General features: G+C 70.0%; 21 protein-coding genes and 1 pseudogene. 17 read left to right on the top strand and 5 right to left on the bottom strand.

Annotated elements, in window-relative coordinates:
* Positions 1-2: 2 nt before the first annotated feature.
* Positions 3-755 (bottom strand): class I SAM-dependent methyltransferase, encoded by a 753-nt coding sequence (locus ACZ45E_RS35925; RefSeq protein WP_468229543.1) that lies wholly within the window; start codon positions 753-755, stop codon positions 3-5.
* A 330-nt stretch (positions 756-1085) separates the two neighbouring features.
* On the opposite strand from ACZ45E_RS35925, the gene ACZ45E_RS35920 reads away from it, so the two are divergent.
* The 12 genes from ACZ45E_RS35920 (at position 1086) to ACZ45E_RS35865 (ending at position 12136) form a co-directional block, all read left to right on the top strand.
* Positions 1086-1865 (top strand): SDR family NAD(P)-dependent oxidoreductase, encoded by a 780-nt coding sequence (locus ACZ45E_RS35920; protein WP_468229540.1) that lies wholly within the window; start codon positions 1086-1088, stop codon positions 1863-1865.
* A 10-nt stretch (positions 1866-1875) separates the two neighbouring features.
* Entirely contained in the window at positions 1876-2682 is an 807-nt protein-coding gene (locus tag ACZ45E_RS35915) for a histidinol-phosphatase (protein ID WP_356494166.1), read from the top strand.
* A 119-nt stretch (positions 2683-2801) separates the two neighbouring features.
* On the top strand, positions 2802-3956 hold the full coding sequence (locus tag ACZ45E_RS35910) for an inositol-3-phosphate synthase (protein WP_468229537.1): 1155 nt from the start codon (positions 2802-2804) through the stop codon (positions 3954-3956).
* Between the two features lies 1 nt (position 3957).
* Positions 3958-4203 (top strand): phosphopantetheine-binding protein, encoded by a 246-nt coding sequence (locus tag ACZ45E_RS35905; protein WP_468229534.1) that lies wholly within the window; start codon positions 3958-3960, stop codon positions 4201-4203.
* The gene (locus ACZ45E_RS35900; protein ID WP_468229532.1) at positions 4200-5303 is read left to right on the top strand and encodes a phosphotransferase; all 1104 of its coding nucleotides are present in this window, start codon (positions 4200-4202) and stop codon (positions 5301-5303) included. The genes ACZ45E_RS35905 and ACZ45E_RS35900 overlap by 4 nt, the downstream gene beginning before the upstream one ends.
* On the top strand, positions 5300-6355 hold the full coding sequence (locus tag ACZ45E_RS35895) for a hypothetical protein (protein WP_468229529.1): 1056 nt from the start codon (positions 5300-5302) through the stop codon (positions 6353-6355). The genes ACZ45E_RS35900 and ACZ45E_RS35895 overlap by 4 nt, the downstream gene beginning before the upstream one ends.
* A gap of 144 nt (positions 6356-6499) precedes the next feature.
* Positions 6500-7732: a methionine adenosyltransferase gene (locus tag ACZ45E_RS35890; RefSeq protein WP_468229526.1), complete on the top strand. Its 1233-nt coding sequence runs from the start codon at positions 6500-6502 to the stop codon at positions 7730-7732.
* On the top strand, positions 7729-8814 hold the full coding sequence (locus tag ACZ45E_RS35885; protein ID WP_468229523.1) for a hypothetical protein: 1086 nt from the start codon (positions 7729-7731) through the stop codon (positions 8812-8814). Before ACZ45E_RS35890 ends, ACZ45E_RS35885 begins: the two co-directional genes overlap by 4 nt.
* The gene (locus ACZ45E_RS35880; protein WP_468229520.1) at positions 8811-9446 is read left to right on the top strand and encodes an AAA family ATPase; all 636 of its coding nucleotides are present in this window, start codon (positions 8811-8813) and stop codon (positions 9444-9446) included. The genes ACZ45E_RS35885 and ACZ45E_RS35880 overlap by 4 nt, the downstream gene beginning before the upstream one ends.
* On the top strand, positions 9446-10738 hold the full coding sequence (locus tag ACZ45E_RS35875) for a DegT/DnrJ/EryC1/StrS family aminotransferase (protein WP_468229517.1): 1293 nt from the start codon (positions 9446-9448) through the stop codon (positions 10736-10738). The genes ACZ45E_RS35880 and ACZ45E_RS35875 overlap by 1 nt, the downstream gene beginning before the upstream one ends.
* 108 nt (positions 10739-10846) lie before the next feature.
* Positions 10847-11152 carry a response regulator transcription factor gene (locus ACZ45E_RS35870; protein ID WP_468229515.1) on the top strand — a complete coding sequence of 102 codons (306 nt, stop codon included), beginning with the start codon at positions 10847-10849 and terminating at the stop codon, positions 11150-11152.
* Between the two features lie 60 nt (positions 11153-11212).
* The gene (locus tag ACZ45E_RS35865) at positions 11213-12136 is read left to right on the top strand and encodes a JmjC domain-containing protein (RefSeq protein WP_468229512.1); all 924 of its coding nucleotides are present in this window, start codon (positions 11213-11215) and stop codon (positions 12134-12136) included.
* A gap of 136 nt (positions 12137-12272) precedes the next feature.
* Here ACZ45E_RS35865 and ACZ45E_RS35860 read toward each other — a convergent pair whose 3' ends face one another.
* Positions 12273-13034, bottom strand: a complete 762-nt coding sequence (locus tag ACZ45E_RS35860) for a hypothetical protein (RefSeq protein WP_468229510.1) — start codon at positions 13032-13034, stop codon at positions 12273-12275.
* A gap of 602 nt (positions 13035-13636) precedes the next feature.
* Between ACZ45E_RS35860 and ACZ45E_RS35855 the strand changes: the two genes are divergently transcribed.
* The 3 genes from ACZ45E_RS35855 to ACZ45E_RS35845 all read left to right on the top strand — a co-directional run bounded on the left by ACZ45E_RS35855 (position 13637) and on the right by ACZ45E_RS35845 (position 14614).
* Complete coding sequence (locus tag ACZ45E_RS35855; RefSeq protein ID WP_468229507.1) at positions 13637-13921, top strand: hypothetical protein; 285 nt, start codon at positions 13637-13639, stop codon at positions 13919-13921.
* Between the two features lie 122 nt (positions 13922-14043).
* Entirely contained in the window at positions 14044-14271 is a 228-nt protein-coding gene (locus tag ACZ45E_RS35850; protein ID WP_468229504.1) for a hypothetical protein, read from the top strand.
* 37 nt (positions 14272-14308) lie between these two features.
* The gene (locus ACZ45E_RS35845) at positions 14309-14614 is read left to right on the top strand and encodes a hypothetical protein (protein WP_468229501.1); all 306 of its coding nucleotides are present in this window, start codon (positions 14309-14311) and stop codon (positions 14612-14614) included.
* A 243-nt stretch (positions 14615-14857) separates the two neighbouring features.
* Here the strand turns inward: ACZ45E_RS35845 and ACZ45E_RS35840 are convergent, their stop codons facing one another.
* Together ACZ45E_RS35840 and ACZ45E_RS35835 are read right to left on the bottom strand one after the other, a co-directional pair.
* Positions 14858-15274: a hypothetical protein gene (locus ACZ45E_RS35840; protein WP_468229498.1), complete on the bottom strand. Its 417-nt coding sequence runs from the start codon at positions 15272-15274 to the stop codon at positions 14858-14860.
* Between the two features lie 100 nt (positions 15275-15374).
* Positions 15375-15923, bottom strand: coding sequence for a hypothetical protein (locus tag ACZ45E_RS35835; protein WP_468229494.1), 549 nt, complete (start codon positions 15921-15923; stop codon positions 15375-15377).
* 3 nt (positions 15924-15926) lie between these two features.
* Between ACZ45E_RS35835 and ACZ45E_RS35830 the strand changes: the two genes are divergently transcribed.
* Positions 15927-16217, top strand: coding sequence for a hypothetical protein (locus ACZ45E_RS35830; protein WP_468229491.1), 291 nt, complete (start codon positions 15927-15929; stop codon positions 16215-16217).
* 55 nt (positions 16218-16272) lie between these two features.
* Here the strand turns inward: ACZ45E_RS35830 and ACZ45E_RS35825 are convergent, their stop codons facing one another.
* Positions 16273-16503, bottom strand: a complete 231-nt coding sequence (locus ACZ45E_RS35825) for a hypothetical protein (protein ID WP_468229487.1) — start codon at positions 16501-16503, stop codon at positions 16273-16275.
* A 165-nt stretch (positions 16504-16668) separates the two neighbouring features.
* Between ACZ45E_RS35825 and ACZ45E_RS35820 the strand changes: the two are divergent.
* Positions 16669-16817: pseudogene (locus ACZ45E_RS35820) on the top strand (transposase); the annotation flags it as partial.

The following is a 16817-nucleotide window of genomic DNA, read 5'->3' as shown; positions in this document are numbered from 1 at the left end:
ACTCAGCCGATCCGGTACTGGCGCAGGACGCGCGTCGCCGCGTAACTGGCGGGCACCGGCCGTCCCGTCGACGGCGAGATGCTCGTGGTCCGGGCCACGCGCACCGGCTTGCGCCGGTCGGTGAGCAGGTGGTGACCGCCGAGCGCGCGGTCCAGCAGGGCGGCGCCGTCCTCTGCGCCGACGAGCAACCGGCCCGGCGGACGTTCCCCCGTGGAGTACGTGATGTCGCACAGGAGCGTGACCAGCACCGAGCCGCCCGCCCGGGTCCGGTCGGCGAGCAGCGCGACCGTCTCCTCGACGCGCTCGGGGTCGGCGCTGCTGTGGTGGACCGAGTCGAAGCAGACGACCGCGTCGAGCGTCGCCGGCGAAAGCCCGCGCAACCAGCCGAACGCGTCCCCCTGAAGGATGTCGCAGCCGTCGAGCCCCTCTTCGTCGACCGCGCCCCGCAACTCGGCGACGGCGTGGGCGCTGTGGTCGATCGCGGTCACCCGCAGGCCCTGGCGCGCGGCGTGCAGAGCGTGCCGCCCCGCACCGCACCCGAGGTCCGCCAGGTGGGGCCGTCGGCCGTCCGCCGAGGAGGCCAGCGCGTCGATCATCGCGCGCGCCGTGTCGGAGGGCGGCCGGATTCCCTCCTGGGCCCAGATGTCCCGGTACACCAGGTGGTCACGGGCCGTCTGGCTCGTCCCGGTCGGCCGGCCACCGGGCTCGGAGGCTGAGGCGGACCGGGCGGGGGCAATCAGCCGGGATTTTTCCATGGAAGTCCCTCGCATTGTGGGCTGAAAAGAGTGTGACGGTCTGCGTGCCTTCTGCCGAAGGGTCGTTCTCCCCGGCCTGGAATGACGGGGCCAGGAGATCGCAGTGGACGCCTTGCGTGCAATCTGCGGTGCCGTCGATTGTAGTCGGCGATGTGGAGCGGAACACGCCGCGGGCCGTCACGAGATTTCGCTACTTCTGTGCCCCGTACCCCCTGTGACAGGCTGTTCGCCATAAGAAACGCGGTGTTGTCCGGCAGCCGCCCCACCGCGTGTGCCCCGGGACCGGGGCCGTCCATCGCGCCGCTCAGGCACCGTACTTGGGAGTGAAGAATGCGAGGGCTCGCGGGAAAGACCGTCATTGTCACCGGCGGTGCGCAGGGAATCGGGCGCGCCGTGGCCGACAGGGTCGTCCAAGAAGGCGGAAACGTGGTGATCGCCGACTCCCATGCGGAATTCGGAAAGTCGGCCGCCCAGGAGATCGACGAGACTGCGGGCCGGCCCGCCGCCCTATTCGTGCACACCGACGTGTCCGACGAGGAATCCGTCCGGAACATGACGGGACAAGCGGTCGACCATTTCGGCGGTGTCGACCAACTGGTGAACTGCGCCGCGGTGTTCATCATGCGCGGCCTGGAGGCCACCGTCGAGGAATGGCGCCGGATCATGGACGTCAACATCATGGGCCAGGCGCTGTGCGTGAAGCACGCCGCCCCCTACATGCGGGAACGCGGCGAGGGGTCCGTCGTCAACATCGCCTCGATATCCGGGCACATCGCGCAGCCCGGGTACCTCACGTACAACGCGACCAAGGCGGCGGTGGCCAACATGACCCGCTGCATGGCGATGGACCTGGCACCCGACCGCATCCGCGTGAACGCGGTCAACCCCGGCACGGTCTGGAACAAGAACAACGAACGCTTCCACCGCGAGCAACTCGGGATGGACCGGGCCCAGGCCGACGCGGACCCGGAGATCGGCGGCCGGCACATGCTGGGCCGCACCGCGGACCCCGAGGAGATCGCGTCCGCCGTGGCCTTCCTCCTCTCGGACGAGGCCAGTTACGTCACCGGCGAGAACCTGATGGTCGACGCCGGCTACACGGCGATGTGAGGCGAGCGCGTTGATCTTCGATCTGCACACCCACCACCGCCGCTGCGGTCACGCCCGCGGCGAACTGAGGGACTACGTCGAGGCGGCGCTCGCCGCCGGCCTGGACACCCTGGGCTTCTCCGACCACTCGCCCTTCTTCGCCGAGGAAGCGGACCACCACAAGCCGTGGGTGGCGATGGCCAGGTCGGAGTTCGGGGCCTACCTGGCCGAAGCGGCCCGGCTGCGCGAGGAGTACCGCGGCCGCATCCGGCTGCTCACCGGGGTGGAGTCGGACTTCTTCCCGGACCACGCGGAGCTCTACGCGCGGACGTACGCGGACCTCGAACTCGACTACATCATCGGCTCCGTACACGTGGTGGGCGACACGGACATCTTCCACCGGGACCGGTGGACCGGAGCCACCGAGGAACATCTGCTCGCGGAGAAGGAGCGGTACTGCGACCTCGTCGCGGCCTCGGCCCGGTCGGGCATGTTCGACATCCTCGGCCACATCGACGCCCTGCGGGGCAACTGCCCCCGCCTGGACGAGATCCGGACGCCGGCCGAGGACCGCATGGTCGAGGCCATCGCCGCATCCGGCGTCGTGGTGGAGGTCAACACCTCCGGAAGCACCAAGCGGTGCGGCGGCTGGTATCCGAGCGACCGTCTGCTCGGGCGGCTGCGGGAGCACGACATACCGCTGACCTTCGGTTCCGACGCCCACGACCCCGAACGCGTCGGGGACCAGTTCCATGAGGTCCGGCGGCGCCTGCGCGCCCTCGGCTACCGCGAATGGCACGTCTTCGAGCGCCGGGAACGCCGTGCGGTCCCCCTGTGACCGCACCCGGCACAAGGACGGGCACGACGGCCGGACGGCCGGTGGGCCGGTCGGCAAGGGCCCGAACACCGGTGGAAACCCCCAAGAACTCTGCTTTCGCACTGAACGTGAGGTGTCTGATGACCAAACGCACCATCAGGGTCGCGCTCGCCGGAGCCGGCTCGTGCGCGTCGAGCTTCGTCCAGGCGGTGGCCGCCTCCGCCCTCACCCGTGATGAGGAACAGCCGGGCGTGATGTACGACCGGATCGGGGGCTACCACCTGTCCGACCTGACCTTCGTCGCGGCTTTCGAGGCGGACGCGAACAAGATCGGACGGGAGCTCGCCGACGCTCTGCGCCAGAGCCCCACCGTGGCCGTCCAGCACGTCCAGGTGCCCGACACCGGCGTGCTGGTCCGTCCCGGACCGGCGCTGGACGGCATCGCCGGACGGCTCGCCGGTGTCGTCGACGTCGCACCGGCCGCGCAGACGACGACGGTCGAGGACGTGACCGCCGAACTGCGCAGGACAGCCGCCGACGTCCTGGTGTGCTTCCTGCCCACCGGGGCCACCGACGCCGTGCGGGCCTATGCGCGGGCCTGCGCCGCGGCCGGCACAGCGTTCGTCAACGCCACGCCGGAGGCGGTCGCGGGCGACGACGGCCTCGCCGCCCTCTTCGAGGACAGCGGCGTCCCTCTGCTCGGCGACGACCTGCGCAGCCACCTCGGAGCGACCACGCTGCACACCGCGCTGCTCGATCTGCTCATCGGCCGCGGGCTCACGGTCAAGGACACCTACCAGCTCAACGTCGGCGGCAACACCGACTTCCTCAACCTCTCGGACCCCGCGCGGTCGGCCAGCAAGCAGGTCTCCAAGCGCCGCGCCCTCACCAACGCGGGGATCGACGCGACCGACGTGGCCGCAGGCCCCAACGGCTACGTGAAACACCTCGGCGACCGCAAGGTGTGCTTCCTGCGCATCGAGGCCGAGAACATCATCGGCGCGCCCGTCGCCATGGAAGTGCGGCTGGAGGTGGAGGACAGCCCGAACGCGGCGGCCGTGGTCGCCAACGCCGTACGGGTGGCGAAGGCCGCCGCCGACCGCGAACTCGCCGGCGTGATCGATCCGGTCTGCGCCTTCCTCTTCAAGAGTCCCCGTGAGGGCATGTCCGAGCCGCAGGCACTCGCCGCCTTCCGTGCCTTCGTCACCGCCGTGCGGTCCGAGCCCGGCGACGCCCACGCGCCTCTGCCCTTCACCGCTTCGGTGGACGACCACTCTCTCGTAAGGACGGCCTGACATGGACCGGAAGATCGTGCGGGACATCATCCGCACCGAGCTGGAGCGGCTCCTGGGCACCGCGGTGACGTTCGGTGACGACGAACCGCTCGTCGACCACGGACTCGACTCGCTCCTCAGCGTGGAACTCACCCTCAACCTGGAGGACGCCTTCGGCATCACCTTCGAGGACGACGAGCTGTCATTCGAGAACTTCGCCTCCGTGGGGGCCGTCGCCGACCTCGTCACGGCGAAGGACCCGGCATGACCGCCAAGGCCCCGGCCGGTTCCGACGCGGCGCCCGCCACGGCGCCGCCGCCCGCCCTCTCCGGGCCGGTGGACAAGACCGGCTGGCAGCCCTGCGCCGCCGACGACCCCGGCCCGGCGGTCCTGCGTACCGGCTGGGGCCTGGACGCCTCCCGCGCCGAGCGGCTGTGCCGCGAAAGCGTCAACGACCTCTGGCGGTTCCGCACCGACCGCGGTGAGGTCATCCTCAAGGCGTTCGGCCAGCCCACCACCGCTGCCTGGCTCGACTTCCAGAGGGCGGCCGGCGAACTGGCCGCCGAAGCCGGGCTCCCCGTCCCGCTGTCCGTGCCGACCCCCGACGGCGCCCCGGTGGCGCACCACCACGGCCGGCAGTGGCAGCTCCGCCCGTACCGGCCGGGTCAGCCCTTCGCCCCCGACTCGCCCGCTCACCTCACGCAGACCGCACGGGCGCTGAACACCCTGCACCGGCTGCCGGTGACAGCGTTCGGGCACGCCCCGACCAGCCCCGGCGACGAGATCGCGTTCTGGCGCGCCGCAGGCGAGGAGAGCTGGAACCAGCTCGACCGTGCGCTCGCGCCCGTGCTCACGGCGCCGCGGCGGACGAACGCCGTGGCCGCCTGGCGCGCCGTTCACCAGCGGGCCGTCGCCGAGCTGGGCGGTGCCGGCTACGACACCCTGCCCGCCGTCCTCACCCACGGCGAGGTCGCCGGCTCCAACCTGGTCTTCGACCGGGAGGGCACACTGCGCGCGCTCCTGGACTGGGACGCCGTCCAGCTCCGACCCCGGGCGTACGACCTGGCGAAGGCGGCGCTGTTCCTCGGCCGTATCGCCCGTGGCAGCCTGGACATCGATCCGGACCGTGCCGCCACCGTGGTCGCGGGCATCGCCGGCGGGCAGCCGTTGGCAGACCGTGAGGCGGCAGTCCTCACCCCGCTCCTCGAGCTGTACTTCGTGCCCACTCCCGACCGGCTGCGGCGTATGGCGCACACCGTCCCCCGGCACCTCGACTGGTACGTCCACTGGACCCTCGACGGAGCCCGGCGCGCGCGCCGCCTGCTGGACCCGGTGATCCGGCGCCTGTCCGGCGCCGGCACGTCATGACGGCCGTGCGCGGTCCGGGCCGGGCCGACGCGCACACGGCGGTCCACCTGTCCGTCCCCGGTGCACGGGTACACCTGACGGGACCCGCGCGCCTCGTGAGCGGCGCGGCGGTCCGGCTGGCTCCGTTCGTCGCCGTCTCGCAGCCGGACGCGCACCACCGGCCGGACAGCACCTGGTCGATCCAGCACTCGCCCGAGGCGGGGGCGGACCCGGCCGAACTCGAACACGTGACGATCACCGCCCCGACGGAGCCCACGGCCACGCTCACGGTGGACCATGTGCGCCGCCGTCTGTTCCTCGACCCCGCCTGCGCCCTCGACTTCGCCACCCACCTCGCCGCCCGGTACGCGAGAATCCTGCTCCGCCTGCAACGCGCCACGCGGGCTCAGGAGTTGTTCCTGCACGCCGGGATGGCGGCGCCCGCGCCGGGCGCCGGTCGGGCCGACCGCGGCATCGCCGTGATCGGGCCCAAGCGCACGGGGAAGACCTCCACCGTCATGGCGGCCATGCGCGCCGGCGCCGCCTTCGTCGGCAACGACGACCTCAGCGTCACCCGGTCCCCGGACGGCTGGACCGGGCACGGCTGGCCCCGGTCGGTCTCGGTACGGTCCGACACCTTCACCGCCCTGGGTCTCGCGCCGCCCGAGCGCTCCGCCCACCCGGCCCGCCCACCCGGCCCGGGAGGACCGGCCGGGAGGCCCGCCCCCGTCATGCTGCTGCCCGCGGAACTCGTGAACCTGCTGGGCGCCCCCGGGGTCCGCCCGTCGGCACCGCTCACCGCACTGGTCTTCCCCCGCTTCGTCCCCGACGCCGCGGACACCGCACTGCGAGAACTGACCCCCGAGCAGACGGCGCGGCGCCTGCGCCGGGAACCCCCCGTCCAGGTGGTGAAGCAGGCCGACTTCCTGCTGCCCTACTTCCCGCGCCCCTCGCCCGCCGAGACGGACGAGGTGTGGCGGCTCCTCGCCGCCGAGGTACCAGGGTTCGAGCTGGCCCAGTCCTTCACCGGCCTGACCGCGGGCGCCCAGCACCTGCGAAGCCTCTGGAACTGAGGAAGCCCGCCTCCTCCGCGACCCGCCCCACATGCCTTGCACGCACCACCCGCACACGGTCGAGCCGGTCCACCGCCGAGCCCCGCACCGATCCGTTCCCGCCCCAGAACAGGGCCGTCCGGCCCACCCGAACGAGGAGCAGCCATGTCCGCAGCCACTACTCCGCACAGCGTCTCGGTCTACGCCGACCACGCCCAGCAGATCGAGGAGCTGCCCTACGAGCTCGTGGAGCGCAAGGGCATCGGGCACCCCGACACGATGTGCGACGCGATCGCGGAGCGCGCCTCCCAGCTGTACTCCCAGTACTGCCTCGAACACTTCGGCCGGGTGGCACACCACTGGTTCGACAAGGTGATGATCTTCGGCGGGGAGGCCCACCTCGACTACGGCCGGGGCGAGCTGACCAACCCGTACACCGTGCTCTTCGCCGGCAAGGGCGCCTACCGGTGCGGCGACCGGCCCATCCCGCTGGAAGAGATCCTGCGACAGGCCGCCGCCGAGGTCCTCGACCGGGTGAGCACCGGCTTCGACGCCGAGCGCCACCTCGTCATCGACTGCCGGATCGTGGACCACCAGGGCGCGGGGCGCCGCAACTCCCGCTACCGCCCACGCTCCGCCGACGACCTGATCGCCATCGGCGACCCCGGCCTGGTGTCCAACGACACCAACCTCCTGCACGCGTACGCGCCCTTCAGCCGCCTCGAACAGGCCGTGCTGGACGTGGAGCAGTTCATCAACGGGCCCGACTTCAAGGACCGCAACGCGGACACCGGCTGGGACGTCAAGGTGTTCGGCAGCCGCAGCGGCGAGTCGTTCAACTTCGTGGTGAACATGCCCTTCCTCGCGGGCCGCATCACCTCCTTCGCCCACTACCTGGAGCGCAAGAAGGCGTGCCAGGCCGAGATCCTCACGCTGCTCACGCGGAGCGTGGGCAGCACACCGACGCTCACGGTCAACCCCACGGACCGCAACGGGCTGCCCTACCTCACCGCCCTGGGTTCCGTCGCGGACACCGGTGACGTCGGCGCGGTGGGCCGGGGCAACCGCGTGACGGGGCTGATCACACCGATGCGATCCATGAGCATCGAGGCGCCGGCCGGCAAGAACCCGCTCGACCACACCGGCAAGCTGTACGGGGTGCTGGCCAGGAAGCTCGCACTCCAACTGCACGACCTGCTCGGCAAGCCGGTCGAGACACACATCTTCACGTCCAAGGAAGCCCCGCTCGACCGGCCCGACGAGGTGGTGGTCCGGGTGCACGGACTCTCGCAGGACCCGGCGGAGGAGGACCTCGTCCGCAAGACGGTGGACGACGCGCTGGCCGGCACCGCCGAACTGACCCGCGAGATCATCGTCACCGGGGTGACGATGTGGTGACGGCACACCCTTCGCTCGCCGCCGACCTCCTCGCTGCGACCGCCGCCGTCACCGCCGACGGCCCCGCCGCCGCGGAAAGCGGCTGGGTCCGCCCCTACTCCCCGCCGGACCCGGACGACGGCAGCCAGTTCCTGCTGATGCTGAAACCGGAACTGCTCGCCGAGGCCGCCCTGACCGGTGCCGGTCTGCTGGGCCGAGTACTGGACAGGCTGACCGCCGGCGGCCTGCGTCTGGGCGCCGCCCGCGTCGTCGGCGCGGCCGACATCACGGCGCGGCGCATGCTGGAGCACCACTACGCCGTACTCAACCGGGTCTCCACCCAGGGCCTCGACGCCCTGCCGCCCAACGCCCGGCACCGGCTCGCCGAGCGGTACGCCCAGGACGCCGCCGAGCACCCGGACGCCATACCGACCCGCATCCTCGGCGGACACCAACTGCTGGCGCAACGACCGGATGTGACGGCAGCAGCACTGGACGCGCTCGCCCGGAACCTGCCGGTCGTCAAGGCCGCTGCCGGGGTCTACACGACGGAACTCCTGCTCGACGGCGAGAGGTTCGTGGTCCTCAACGCCTTCCACCCCATGCAGCTGGCCCACTTCCAGCAGCCCGGCGGCGCGGTCGCCCTCCTGACCTGCACGACGCACCGGCCCACCGACCAGATGCGCCGCGATGTGATCGGCGCGACCGACCCGGCCCAGGCCCGGCCCGGCTCGGTCAAGCACATGCTGTACCAGGACCGCGCCACGTTCCGGGCGTGGAAGGTCTGCACCCGGCTCAACGGCGTGCATCTGTCTCCCGGTCCCGTCGAAGCGATGTTCACCATCCAGAAGTACTTCACCGACGATTGGACACCGATGCCCCTCGCCCGTACGGCGTTGGGCAGGAGGCTGCTGGCCGCGGGCGCGGACGCGGACGCACTGGCGGCACTCGGCGGCAACCCGGTGGTCGAGTACGGCGGCGGTGTGCACCTCTTCGACGTGACAGAGGACATGACCACGCAGGAGAGCGAGCACATGCTGCTGCGCCTGCTGGAGCGCCCGCGGGCCGTACGCCCGTACGCGGAACAGGAGACGACGGCGTGACGTGCGACCTCAGCGGCACGGACATGCCCGGACGTGCCCCGGCGCCCCGGCGGATCTGGCTGCTGGGGCCGCCCGGCGCGGGCAAGACCACGCTGGGCCGACGGCTTGCCGCCCGGCTGGGCCACCCCCACCACGAACTGGACGCGCACTTCTGGCACCAGGGATGGACCCGTGCCGACAGCGACGCATTCCACGCCGTCGTGAGCGGACTCGCGGCAGGGGAGAGGTGGATCATCGACGGGCAGTACCACGACACGCACCCGCTGCTGGCCGCACGAGCCGACACCGTCATCTGGCTGGACGTCCCGCTGGGCGTCGCCCTGTGGCGGGTGACCCGCCGCACGCTGCGTCGTCTGCTCACCCGGACGGCGCTGTGGAACGACAACCGGGAGACCCTCGGCAGCGCCCTGGGACTGCTGGCGTGGACCGTACGCAGCCACCGTGCCGTCGCCGTCGTCAACCGGCCGCTGCTCACCCGCCTGGCCGCCCGCGACGTGCGCACCCTCCGTGCCGCCTCGGTAAAGGCCGCACTCACCGAACTGCTCGGCGCGCCCCCGCCGGACCGGCTCACCAAACAGGGCCCGCCGGCCCCGGACGCAGCCGACCCCCTCCCACCCGGCAGGAGACCATGATGCCGCCCCCGCACACCACCACCCTGGCGCTCCTCGGCGGCGAACCCACGACCAGCAGGCTGCCGGACCCGCGGCCGAGACCGCCCACAGAAGAGGACCTGGCCCTCGTCACGGCGATGCTGCGCCGCGGCGAGGGGGCCTACGTCGGCGACGAGGGCCAGGTACACGAACTCGAAACCGAGTTCGGTCGCCTGGTCGGCGCCCGACACGCACTCGCCGTCAACTCCGGTACGTCCGCGCTGTACTCCGCGTTCTTCGGGATCGGCCTCGAACCCGGCGACGAGGTGCTCGCCCCCACCTACACCTTCCTGGCCACCGTGATGCCGCTGTTCGCCGTGAACGCCGTACCCGTCCTCGCCGACGTGGACGAGCGGACCGGGAACCTCGACCCCGCCGACCTGGAAAGGCACCTGACCCCCCGCACCAGGGCCGTCGTCGTCACCCACCTCAACGGCGTCCCCGCCGACATGCCCGCGCTGACGGCGTTCGCACGCCGGCACCGGCTCGCCGTCGTCGAGGACTGCTCGCAGGCGCACGGCGCGATCTGCGCCGGCAAGCACGTGGGCTCGTACGGCGACGCGGCCGCGTTCAGCCTCCAGGCAAAGAAGACGGTGAGCGCCGGAACGGGCGGCATTCTGCTCACCGACGACCAGCGGATCCACGAACGCGCCGTGATGCTCGGCCACTTCCTCGACCGCGCCGAACAAGCCGTGACCAGCGACGAGTACGCCCGCTTCGCCGGCACCGGGTTCGGCCACAACCTGCGCATGCACCCCGTCGGCGCCGCCCTGGCCCGGGGCTCCCTGCGCGCACTCCCCGAGACACTGCGCCACCGGCAGGCCAACTACGAACTCCTGGACCAGCTGCTCACCTGCATCCCAGGCCTGCGCCCGCCCGCCCGCGCCCCCTACATGGACGCGCTCGGCTACTACAGCTACCAGCCGCTCTACGTCCCCGAGGAACTCGGAGGCCTCTCCGCCGAGTTGTTCGTACGCGCGGCGGCCGCGGAAGGGGTGCCGCTGTCGAGGCCGCGCTCGGCGCCCCTGCACTGCCAGCCCGTCTTCACGGACCGCAGCTGGCACTCCCGGACCTTCACCCCGAACGTCGGTGCGGGCCGCGGTTATCGGCACTACCACCCGAAGGAGTTCCCGGGCTCGCTGCGCTACCTGGAGCGCGCTCTGCGGCTACCGGTGTACTCGACTGACATCCGCGACCACGTGGAGCGCTGGGGGCAGGCGTTGGCCAAGGTCGCCGCACAGGCACACGTGCTGCGTGCCCACGAGTCACGCTGAGCCCGCGGCCCCGACCGCCGGCGACCCCGGAAAGTCGGTGATAAGTACGGTCTTGCGCCCTATGTCTACTGTTCTTCATGCTGCCGGGCCACTTGCTGAAGAGGAAGCGTGCTGGAGGTCGAAGTCGATGCGGTGACACTCTCATCGCATCGCACTGTCCCGAAGAATCAGGGAGCCACGGTGACTTCGACCGACTCGACACACGCCCCCATCACTCCTCGCGAGAAGCAGGTGCTCTCACTTCTCGCCGAAGGTCTCACCTACGGCAGCATCGCCAGAAGGCTCGGGATCAGCCCGCACACCGTGGACACGCACTTGCGGCGCCTGCGGGAAAAGACAGGGGCAGCCAACCGCATGCAACTCGCCGTCCTGAGTCACACCTTGGGAAACGACAGTATGCGGAGCGCCGGCTGACGGCACACCCCACGCAGGCGGCTGAGGTGAGGCACACACTTCTCACGAAACAGGAATCCCATGAATTCGACAGAGATGCATCGTTGGGTGGGCGATGTCGAGACGTTCGGCTCCACGTATTGGCGGCGGGAGCCCGCGGTCTTCGACACGGCGCCGCCCCCACCCATGGGCCTCGACGACATCGACGCCGCTCTGGCACAGGGAACACTCAGGTCTCCGCACGTCGAAATGGTCCGAGCGGGCAAGGAAATGGCGCTCAAGGAGTACACGGAAGCCCGCGAAGTAGGCGCCAGACCGATCGTAGGTTTCGCCGACGGTCCAGCCATACTCGCCCATCTGCAGAAGGGAGCGACACTCCTCCTGCGGAACACCGAGCAGTGGCATCGCCCCACCGCCGAACTGGTGGCCCGCCTCGCGGACGAGACGGGCCGGCGCGTGGAGGCGTTCTTCTTCGTCACGCCACCGGGAGCCCAAGGGCTCGCGGTGCACCGGGACGACGCGGACGTGCTCCTCCTGCAAGTGGCGGGCAGCAAGCGGTGGACGGTCCGAAGCGGTCCGCCCGATCACCACTGGCAGGCGGGAGAGGTCGCGGGAGACGCTGGTCCCGTCCTGCTCCAAGCGACAGTGACCACGGGGCAGGTGCTCTACATCCCGCGCGGATACGCCCATTCCGCGGTGGGGGACGAGGGCTTGTCGGCCCATGTGTCCCTGACCGTCCGGGAGATCGGCGGGATCCACCTCACGCGCGCCGTCCCGCGCCTGCTCGTCGAGGGGGTGCGGCTGCCCGCGCGACCCCTCGACGAGTCCGGACTGCTGGAGTCCGCGAGCAAGCTGCTCGAAACCGCACGCGAGCGACTGGCGGCCCTCGAGCCGCAGGACCTGGTGCGGTACGCGCGAGCGATGCAGCGTGACCAGAAGCTCAACACCGCGGAACCCGCGTCTGTGGCCCGCTTCGCAGAACAACTGACCGCTGAGGCGGGGTGATGACGCAGCCAAGACAACACGCGCCGGGCGCCACCCCTGGTCCGGCCCGCCCCTGACCGTGCGTTCCCTCTTCGGTCCCATGATGGCGGCGCGCCAGCGGAGGAGGCGAAGGAGTCGGGGAGCGAGCCGGACGTCGTCACTTCACCACGACGTTGTCCCCGGACGAGGTCGAGGGGCCGGTGGTGGTGTTGCCGTAGTAGGCCCAGCGCCAGGTGCCCGTCTTGGTCGCCTTCACGGTTGTCCTGAGGGCGCCCGAGCCGTTTGCGTGCACCTTTTTCACCGTGGTGTAGGAAGAGGAACCGCTGGGCTTGAACTGGAGGCTCACCAGCCGGTCCGCATAGGTCGCGTACTTCTTGGTCTCCCAGTTGGCCCGCGTGACCTTGCCGGTCACGGTGATCGTCTTGCCCTTGACCACCGGTTCGGGTGCCGCGTTGACGGTCAGACGACTGTTGCGCTTCAGGTAGACCGTGAGGTCTGTGCCGTCGGTGTCACCGCCGCCGCCCGAGAAGACCACCTGGGCCCCGACCTTCCAGGCCCCGGCCTGGCTGTTGAGCGTGTCCCACTCGCGGGGGTCGAAGTCCAACGCCCCGGTGAAGTCGCAGACGCCCGGACCGGCGTGGACGCAGTCGCTGGTCTCGACAGCGTGCCACAGCGTGTTGCCCGTACTGCCCCGGTACAGGAACACCGCGGGCCACTTCCACTTGTGGGTGGTCGTCATACGGAACGAGGTGGGCGCACTGACCGCCCCCACGCCCATCACGATGGGCTTGCCGCCGTTCACCTTGATGCGGGTGAACGACACCCCGCCCTCGGCCGCGCCCGCCGGTGCCGCCGAAACGGCAGCGAACACCGCCGCCGCCCCGCCGGCCACAAGGACTCGCCAGACCTTCTTCCCCATCTGAACCCCGATCTCTGTATGGATACGTGCGCTGATCTGCACGGAAAGGCGCCGGAAGCCAACCCTCCGGCGCCTCTCTGACCATCAGGTGGGGCGTGAAGTTGCGCAGCGCGGAGTCACGATCACGCATCGGCAGCGGGGGCGGTGGACCCGGGAGTGCTGGACCCGGCCGCGACAGCGCGGCACGACCAAGCGATGGCCGTGCCCGGACAACCCTGCCAAGCACATCCGCCAGTCGCCACTGCGCGTTGAACCGCGTATGGACGCACACGACCCCACCACCGTCGCCAGCCTCATCCCGGCACAGGATGCTGCGGCCCCACGCCTGGAGGTGCTCACCCTCGCCGAAGCCCATGACCTGCTGCGCCTGTTGCAGTTGATTGCGGGGGGGTGCCTCTATGTTCTTCGTCAAGCGTGCGGGCAACTCCGACCCGAACTTCGATCTTCTTCGTGGAGCATGAGAGTGTCTGGCCGAGCCAGAGATGACAGGTGGGTTGCGGGCCGCTTTGGCTGAGGCGTCGTCTCCTTCATGGACGCAACGTGCTCGTGCCGGGGCCGACCTTGCTTCCTTCGCTGGTGTTCCCGAGGCCGCGGAAGCGCTGGTGGGGCTGCTGCTGGACGTCGAGGACACGGCGGTGACTCGGCAGACGGCAGCGGCCCTGGCTCGGGTGGGAACGGTAGCGGCGATGAGCCTCATCGCTCTCGCGGTTGCCGAAGCTGACGACAACCAGGCTGACTGGCTGCAGACCGGGGTGCATGACGCGCTCGTGGGATCGGACGGTACGCCGGACGTCGCAGCGGCCTGCGGGAAGCTCGCCCGGGATCCGGAAGAAGCTGTCCGTCGTGGCGCTGCGGATATCTCGATGTGGACAGACGACACGAGGTAATGATCTAGATCGACCTGTCTGCGTGCTGGTTCATGCAGTCGGTGCCTGGGGGGCGGCGGTGTTCGTAGAAGGATCAGATCTACAACCACCTGTTCATCGAAACGCATCAGCTCGACGCGGGAATGCTGCGATTCGACGCCAATCCGCGTATCGCCAGGGCCTGGGAACGCCTCCAGAATGGAAATCCACACCCCAGCGATTTCGATCTGCTCGCACATGAACTGTACGAGTCGAACTGGATGCGTCAGCACGGCGACCAGAACTATCGCCGCGCCCACCAGGCGACCCTGGACGCCGGCCACACCTGGGACGAACATGCGCCCGCGGCAGACGGTATAGGGTTCAGGTGATCAAATCCCTGGCGCGAGCGAACTGGTGGAAATCTCCGTGACAGCATCACTGACGTGCAGGAAGATCCACTCTCTCGAAGCGGGATCCATCTACGCCTGGGAAAACGCGGAAGGGGGCACCGGAAGCATCCTGATCGACCCGGAAGGATCAGTCGCCCGCCTCTGCACACCGGAGGGAATAATCCTCGGCGACATGCTCCTCGACAAAAACGTCGGGAATGTGGAAAACCCCGACCCGGACCCGAAAGTCCGCCGCTCTTTCCTGATTGCGGCGTCGGTGATCTTCCAGGAGGGGGAGCGGCAGGGGCGACTGCCTGACAAGATCACCCGTACCTACTGGTAGGCGCCACGTCACCACCCGAGAGGCCGTGCTCTCCCAGAGCCCGGCCTCTCGGCATTCCACTGGGAAATGTGCTTCGGCTCATGAGAGCGGCGCGGCGGCCCGCGTAGCGGCCCCGGCAACGCCCCAACCCGCAAGCCACTCACCGACTGACCAACGCGAGTATCCCGTCTGCCCCTCGCAAACAGAGCCGTGACCTGTAAATGTCACGAGGCACAGGACTCAGTGGCCGTCCCACTTGCGGAGTTACTCCAGCCAGGGGGCCGACGCAGGCAGGGCGGCGATTCGGCGCTCTCCCTGCACATACGTCTTCTTCTTCAGCTCGAGGTTTTCGTAGTAGAGGTTCGCTGTCACCGTGGCGAGCGCGTCGAGCTTGCCCTGCAGCTCGGTCGCCCTGGTGGTGGCCTCGCGGAGCCTTTTGCGCAAGTCAGCGATGGTTTCGTCGCACTGGGCCTCTCCCGGCGTACGGAGCACAGGCCGGGCGACCTTGGCGCTCCACTCGGCCAGGATCTCCTCGGCGCGGTGAACGGTGGCGTGGCTGACCTTTGCCTCGCGCGCCAGGTTCTCCTTGGTCAGCGCGCCGTCGGTGTGCAGCGGCTCACCGGCCAGCAAACGGGCCATGGCCTCGCGGAGTTTCGTCTCCGTGGCGGCGGACACCGGCATCAGGCGTTCTCCTTCATCTTGTCGAACTGCGCGGTTGCCGAGCGGACCTCGGCGAGCCGGGCCAGGGCCTGCTCGCGCCGCGGCTTGGACAGCTTCTTCTTCAGCAGCTCCAAGAGATCGGCCTCCTCCATCCGTCAGATCGGCTCATGGGCGAGCGTGAGTACCGAGTTGCGACACCGGGACGGCTGACAGGCCCCCAGCAGCGGTGCCTGGCCGCGCTGGTCGCGCGGGAGCTGGTTCTGGCACTCGGCCGTGGGAGCGTTCCACAGGCAGTGGTTGACCGTGCCGAGGTGGAGGTCGGCGAACTCGTCCCGCAGCAGGGTGTGATCTCCAGGCGTTCGTCGGCGACCTGGGCGCGAAGCGTCCCGGCCTGGTCCATGACGTCGTTGACCTTGTCGAGTCCGGCGTGGAATCGCGCCGCGCCGGGGCCGACGGCAATGGTCTGGCCGGCTCCGCGGGCCTGGAGCAGGGAGACCAGCTTCTTGGCGGCGGCGACCCGCAGTTGGTTGTCGAACTCCTTACCCCACTTCGCGTCGGGCTTGCCGTAGGCGAGCGTGGTGCGGTTCGCCATCGCCCGCCGGGTGGCGTGCTTGAGCTGCAGCCCGAGCGCGATCTCGCCGTCGGGTTCCTGGGCCGCGATGATCGACATGGTGTGACGGAACATGTGGGGTCGCACCAGCGCTTCGGGGATCTCTTCGAGGCCGGTGTGCTCGCGGTTGGCGTTGACGGTGGCGATGAAGTCGTCGATGTCCCTCGTGGCGTCGAAGCCACCCTCGCGGTCCTTGACCTGCGCGATGACCGCGGTGAAGACCCTCGTGTCGTGCCGTGTGAGCTGTTCAGCGACCGCGATGGCTCGCGCGACGGGCTCGATGATCCACCAGTAGCCGCGGGCCCGGGAGTCGTCCCCTTCACCTTCTGGGAGGCGAGCGCGGGGGCGCCGTAGTACTGGGTGAGCGCCCCGCGCTCGATCTCGTGAATCTCGCTGGCGCGCATGGCGGTCAGCGCCGCGCGACGAAGACGTAGCAGGCTGCCCGCAGCATGCGGAGGTTGAGGCCGTGATCCGTCGCGACAGTGCGCTTCGGATCGCGGGCTACCTCGCGGACCCACCGGCGGCGTTGCTCGGCTCTGGCCTTGCTGCCGCGCCCGAAGACGTAGCTGGGCTGGCCGTAGACGAGGCGGGCCAATTCCGTCCAGTTCGGTTCTCCGGCCCACGCGACCTGGTCGTGCACCGGATGGACGGGAATCAAGCTGTCCGAGTTGTCCAGCCATTCGCGCAGGACTCGATCGCGGTTGGCGAGCCGTTTCCCAGCGGGCGGGGCGAAGGACGGTGAGGCTGACCCTTTGGAGTGGACACCCTGACAATGGATCTTGAGGGTCCAGGGAGGGATGTCCAGGTGGGACGGAAGTCTCCGTATCCGGAGGAGTTCCAGAAGGATGCTGTCGCGCTGTGTCGCGCTGTATCGCGCGTCGGGCGGTAAGCGGACGTACGCGGCGGTGGCCGCGGATCTCGGGATCACCGGGGAGACGCTGCGTACATGGGTCC

It is taken from the genome of Streptomyces sp. NPDC030991 (assembly GCF_055571235.1).
Note: the sequence above shows the minus strand (reverse complement) of the source record. Positions and strands in the feature narration are given on the sequence as shown.

Coding starts and splice junctions, on each gene's coding strand:
- ACZ45E_RS35925 (WP_468229543.1), bottom strand. CDS start 755: ATGGAAAAATCCCGGCTGATTGCCCCCGCCCGGTCCGCCTCAGCCTCC.
- ACZ45E_RS35920 (WP_468229540.1), top strand. CDS start 1,086: ATGCGAGGGCTCGCGGGAAAGACCGTCATTGTCACCGGCGGTGCGCAG.
- ACZ45E_RS35910 (WP_468229537.1), top strand. CDS start 2,802: ATGACCAAACGCACCATCAGGGTCGCGCTCGCCGGAGCCGGCTCGTGC.
- ACZ45E_RS35905 (WP_468229534.1), top strand. CDS start 3,958: ATGGACCGGAAGATCGTGCGGGACATCATCCGCACCGAGCTGGAGCGG.
- ACZ45E_RS35900 (WP_468229532.1), top strand. CDS start 4,200: ATGACCGCCAAGGCCCCGGCCGGTTCCGACGCGGCGCCCGCCACGGCG.
- ACZ45E_RS35895 (WP_468229529.1), top strand. CDS start 5,300: ATGACGGCCGTGCGCGGTCCGGGCCGGGCCGACGCGCACACGGCGGTC.
- ACZ45E_RS35890 (WP_468229526.1), top strand. CDS start 6,500: ATGTCCGCAGCCACTACTCCGCACAGCGTCTCGGTCTACGCCGACCAC.
- ACZ45E_RS35875 (WP_468229517.1), top strand. CDS start 9,446: ATGCCGCCCCCGCACACCACCACCCTGGCGCTCCTCGGCGGCGAACCC.
- ACZ45E_RS35865 (WP_468229512.1), top strand. CDS start 11,213: ATGAATTCGACAGAGATGCATCGTTGGGTGGGCGATGTCGAGACGTTC.
- ACZ45E_RS35860 (WP_468229510.1), bottom strand. CDS start 13,034: ATGGGGAAGAAGGTCTGGCGAGTCCTTGTGGCCGGCGGGGCGGCGGCG.
- ACZ45E_RS35850 (WP_468229504.1), top strand. CDS start 14,044: ATGCTGCGATTCGACGCCAATCCGCGTATCGCCAGGGCCTGGGAACGC.
- ACZ45E_RS35840 (WP_468229498.1), bottom strand. CDS start 15,274: ATGCCGGTGTCCGCCGCCACGGAGACGAAACTCCGCGAGGCCATGGCC.
- ACZ45E_RS35835 (WP_468229494.1), bottom strand. CDS start 15,923: ATGTCGATCATCGCGGCCCAGGAACCCGACGGCGAGATCGCGCTCGGG.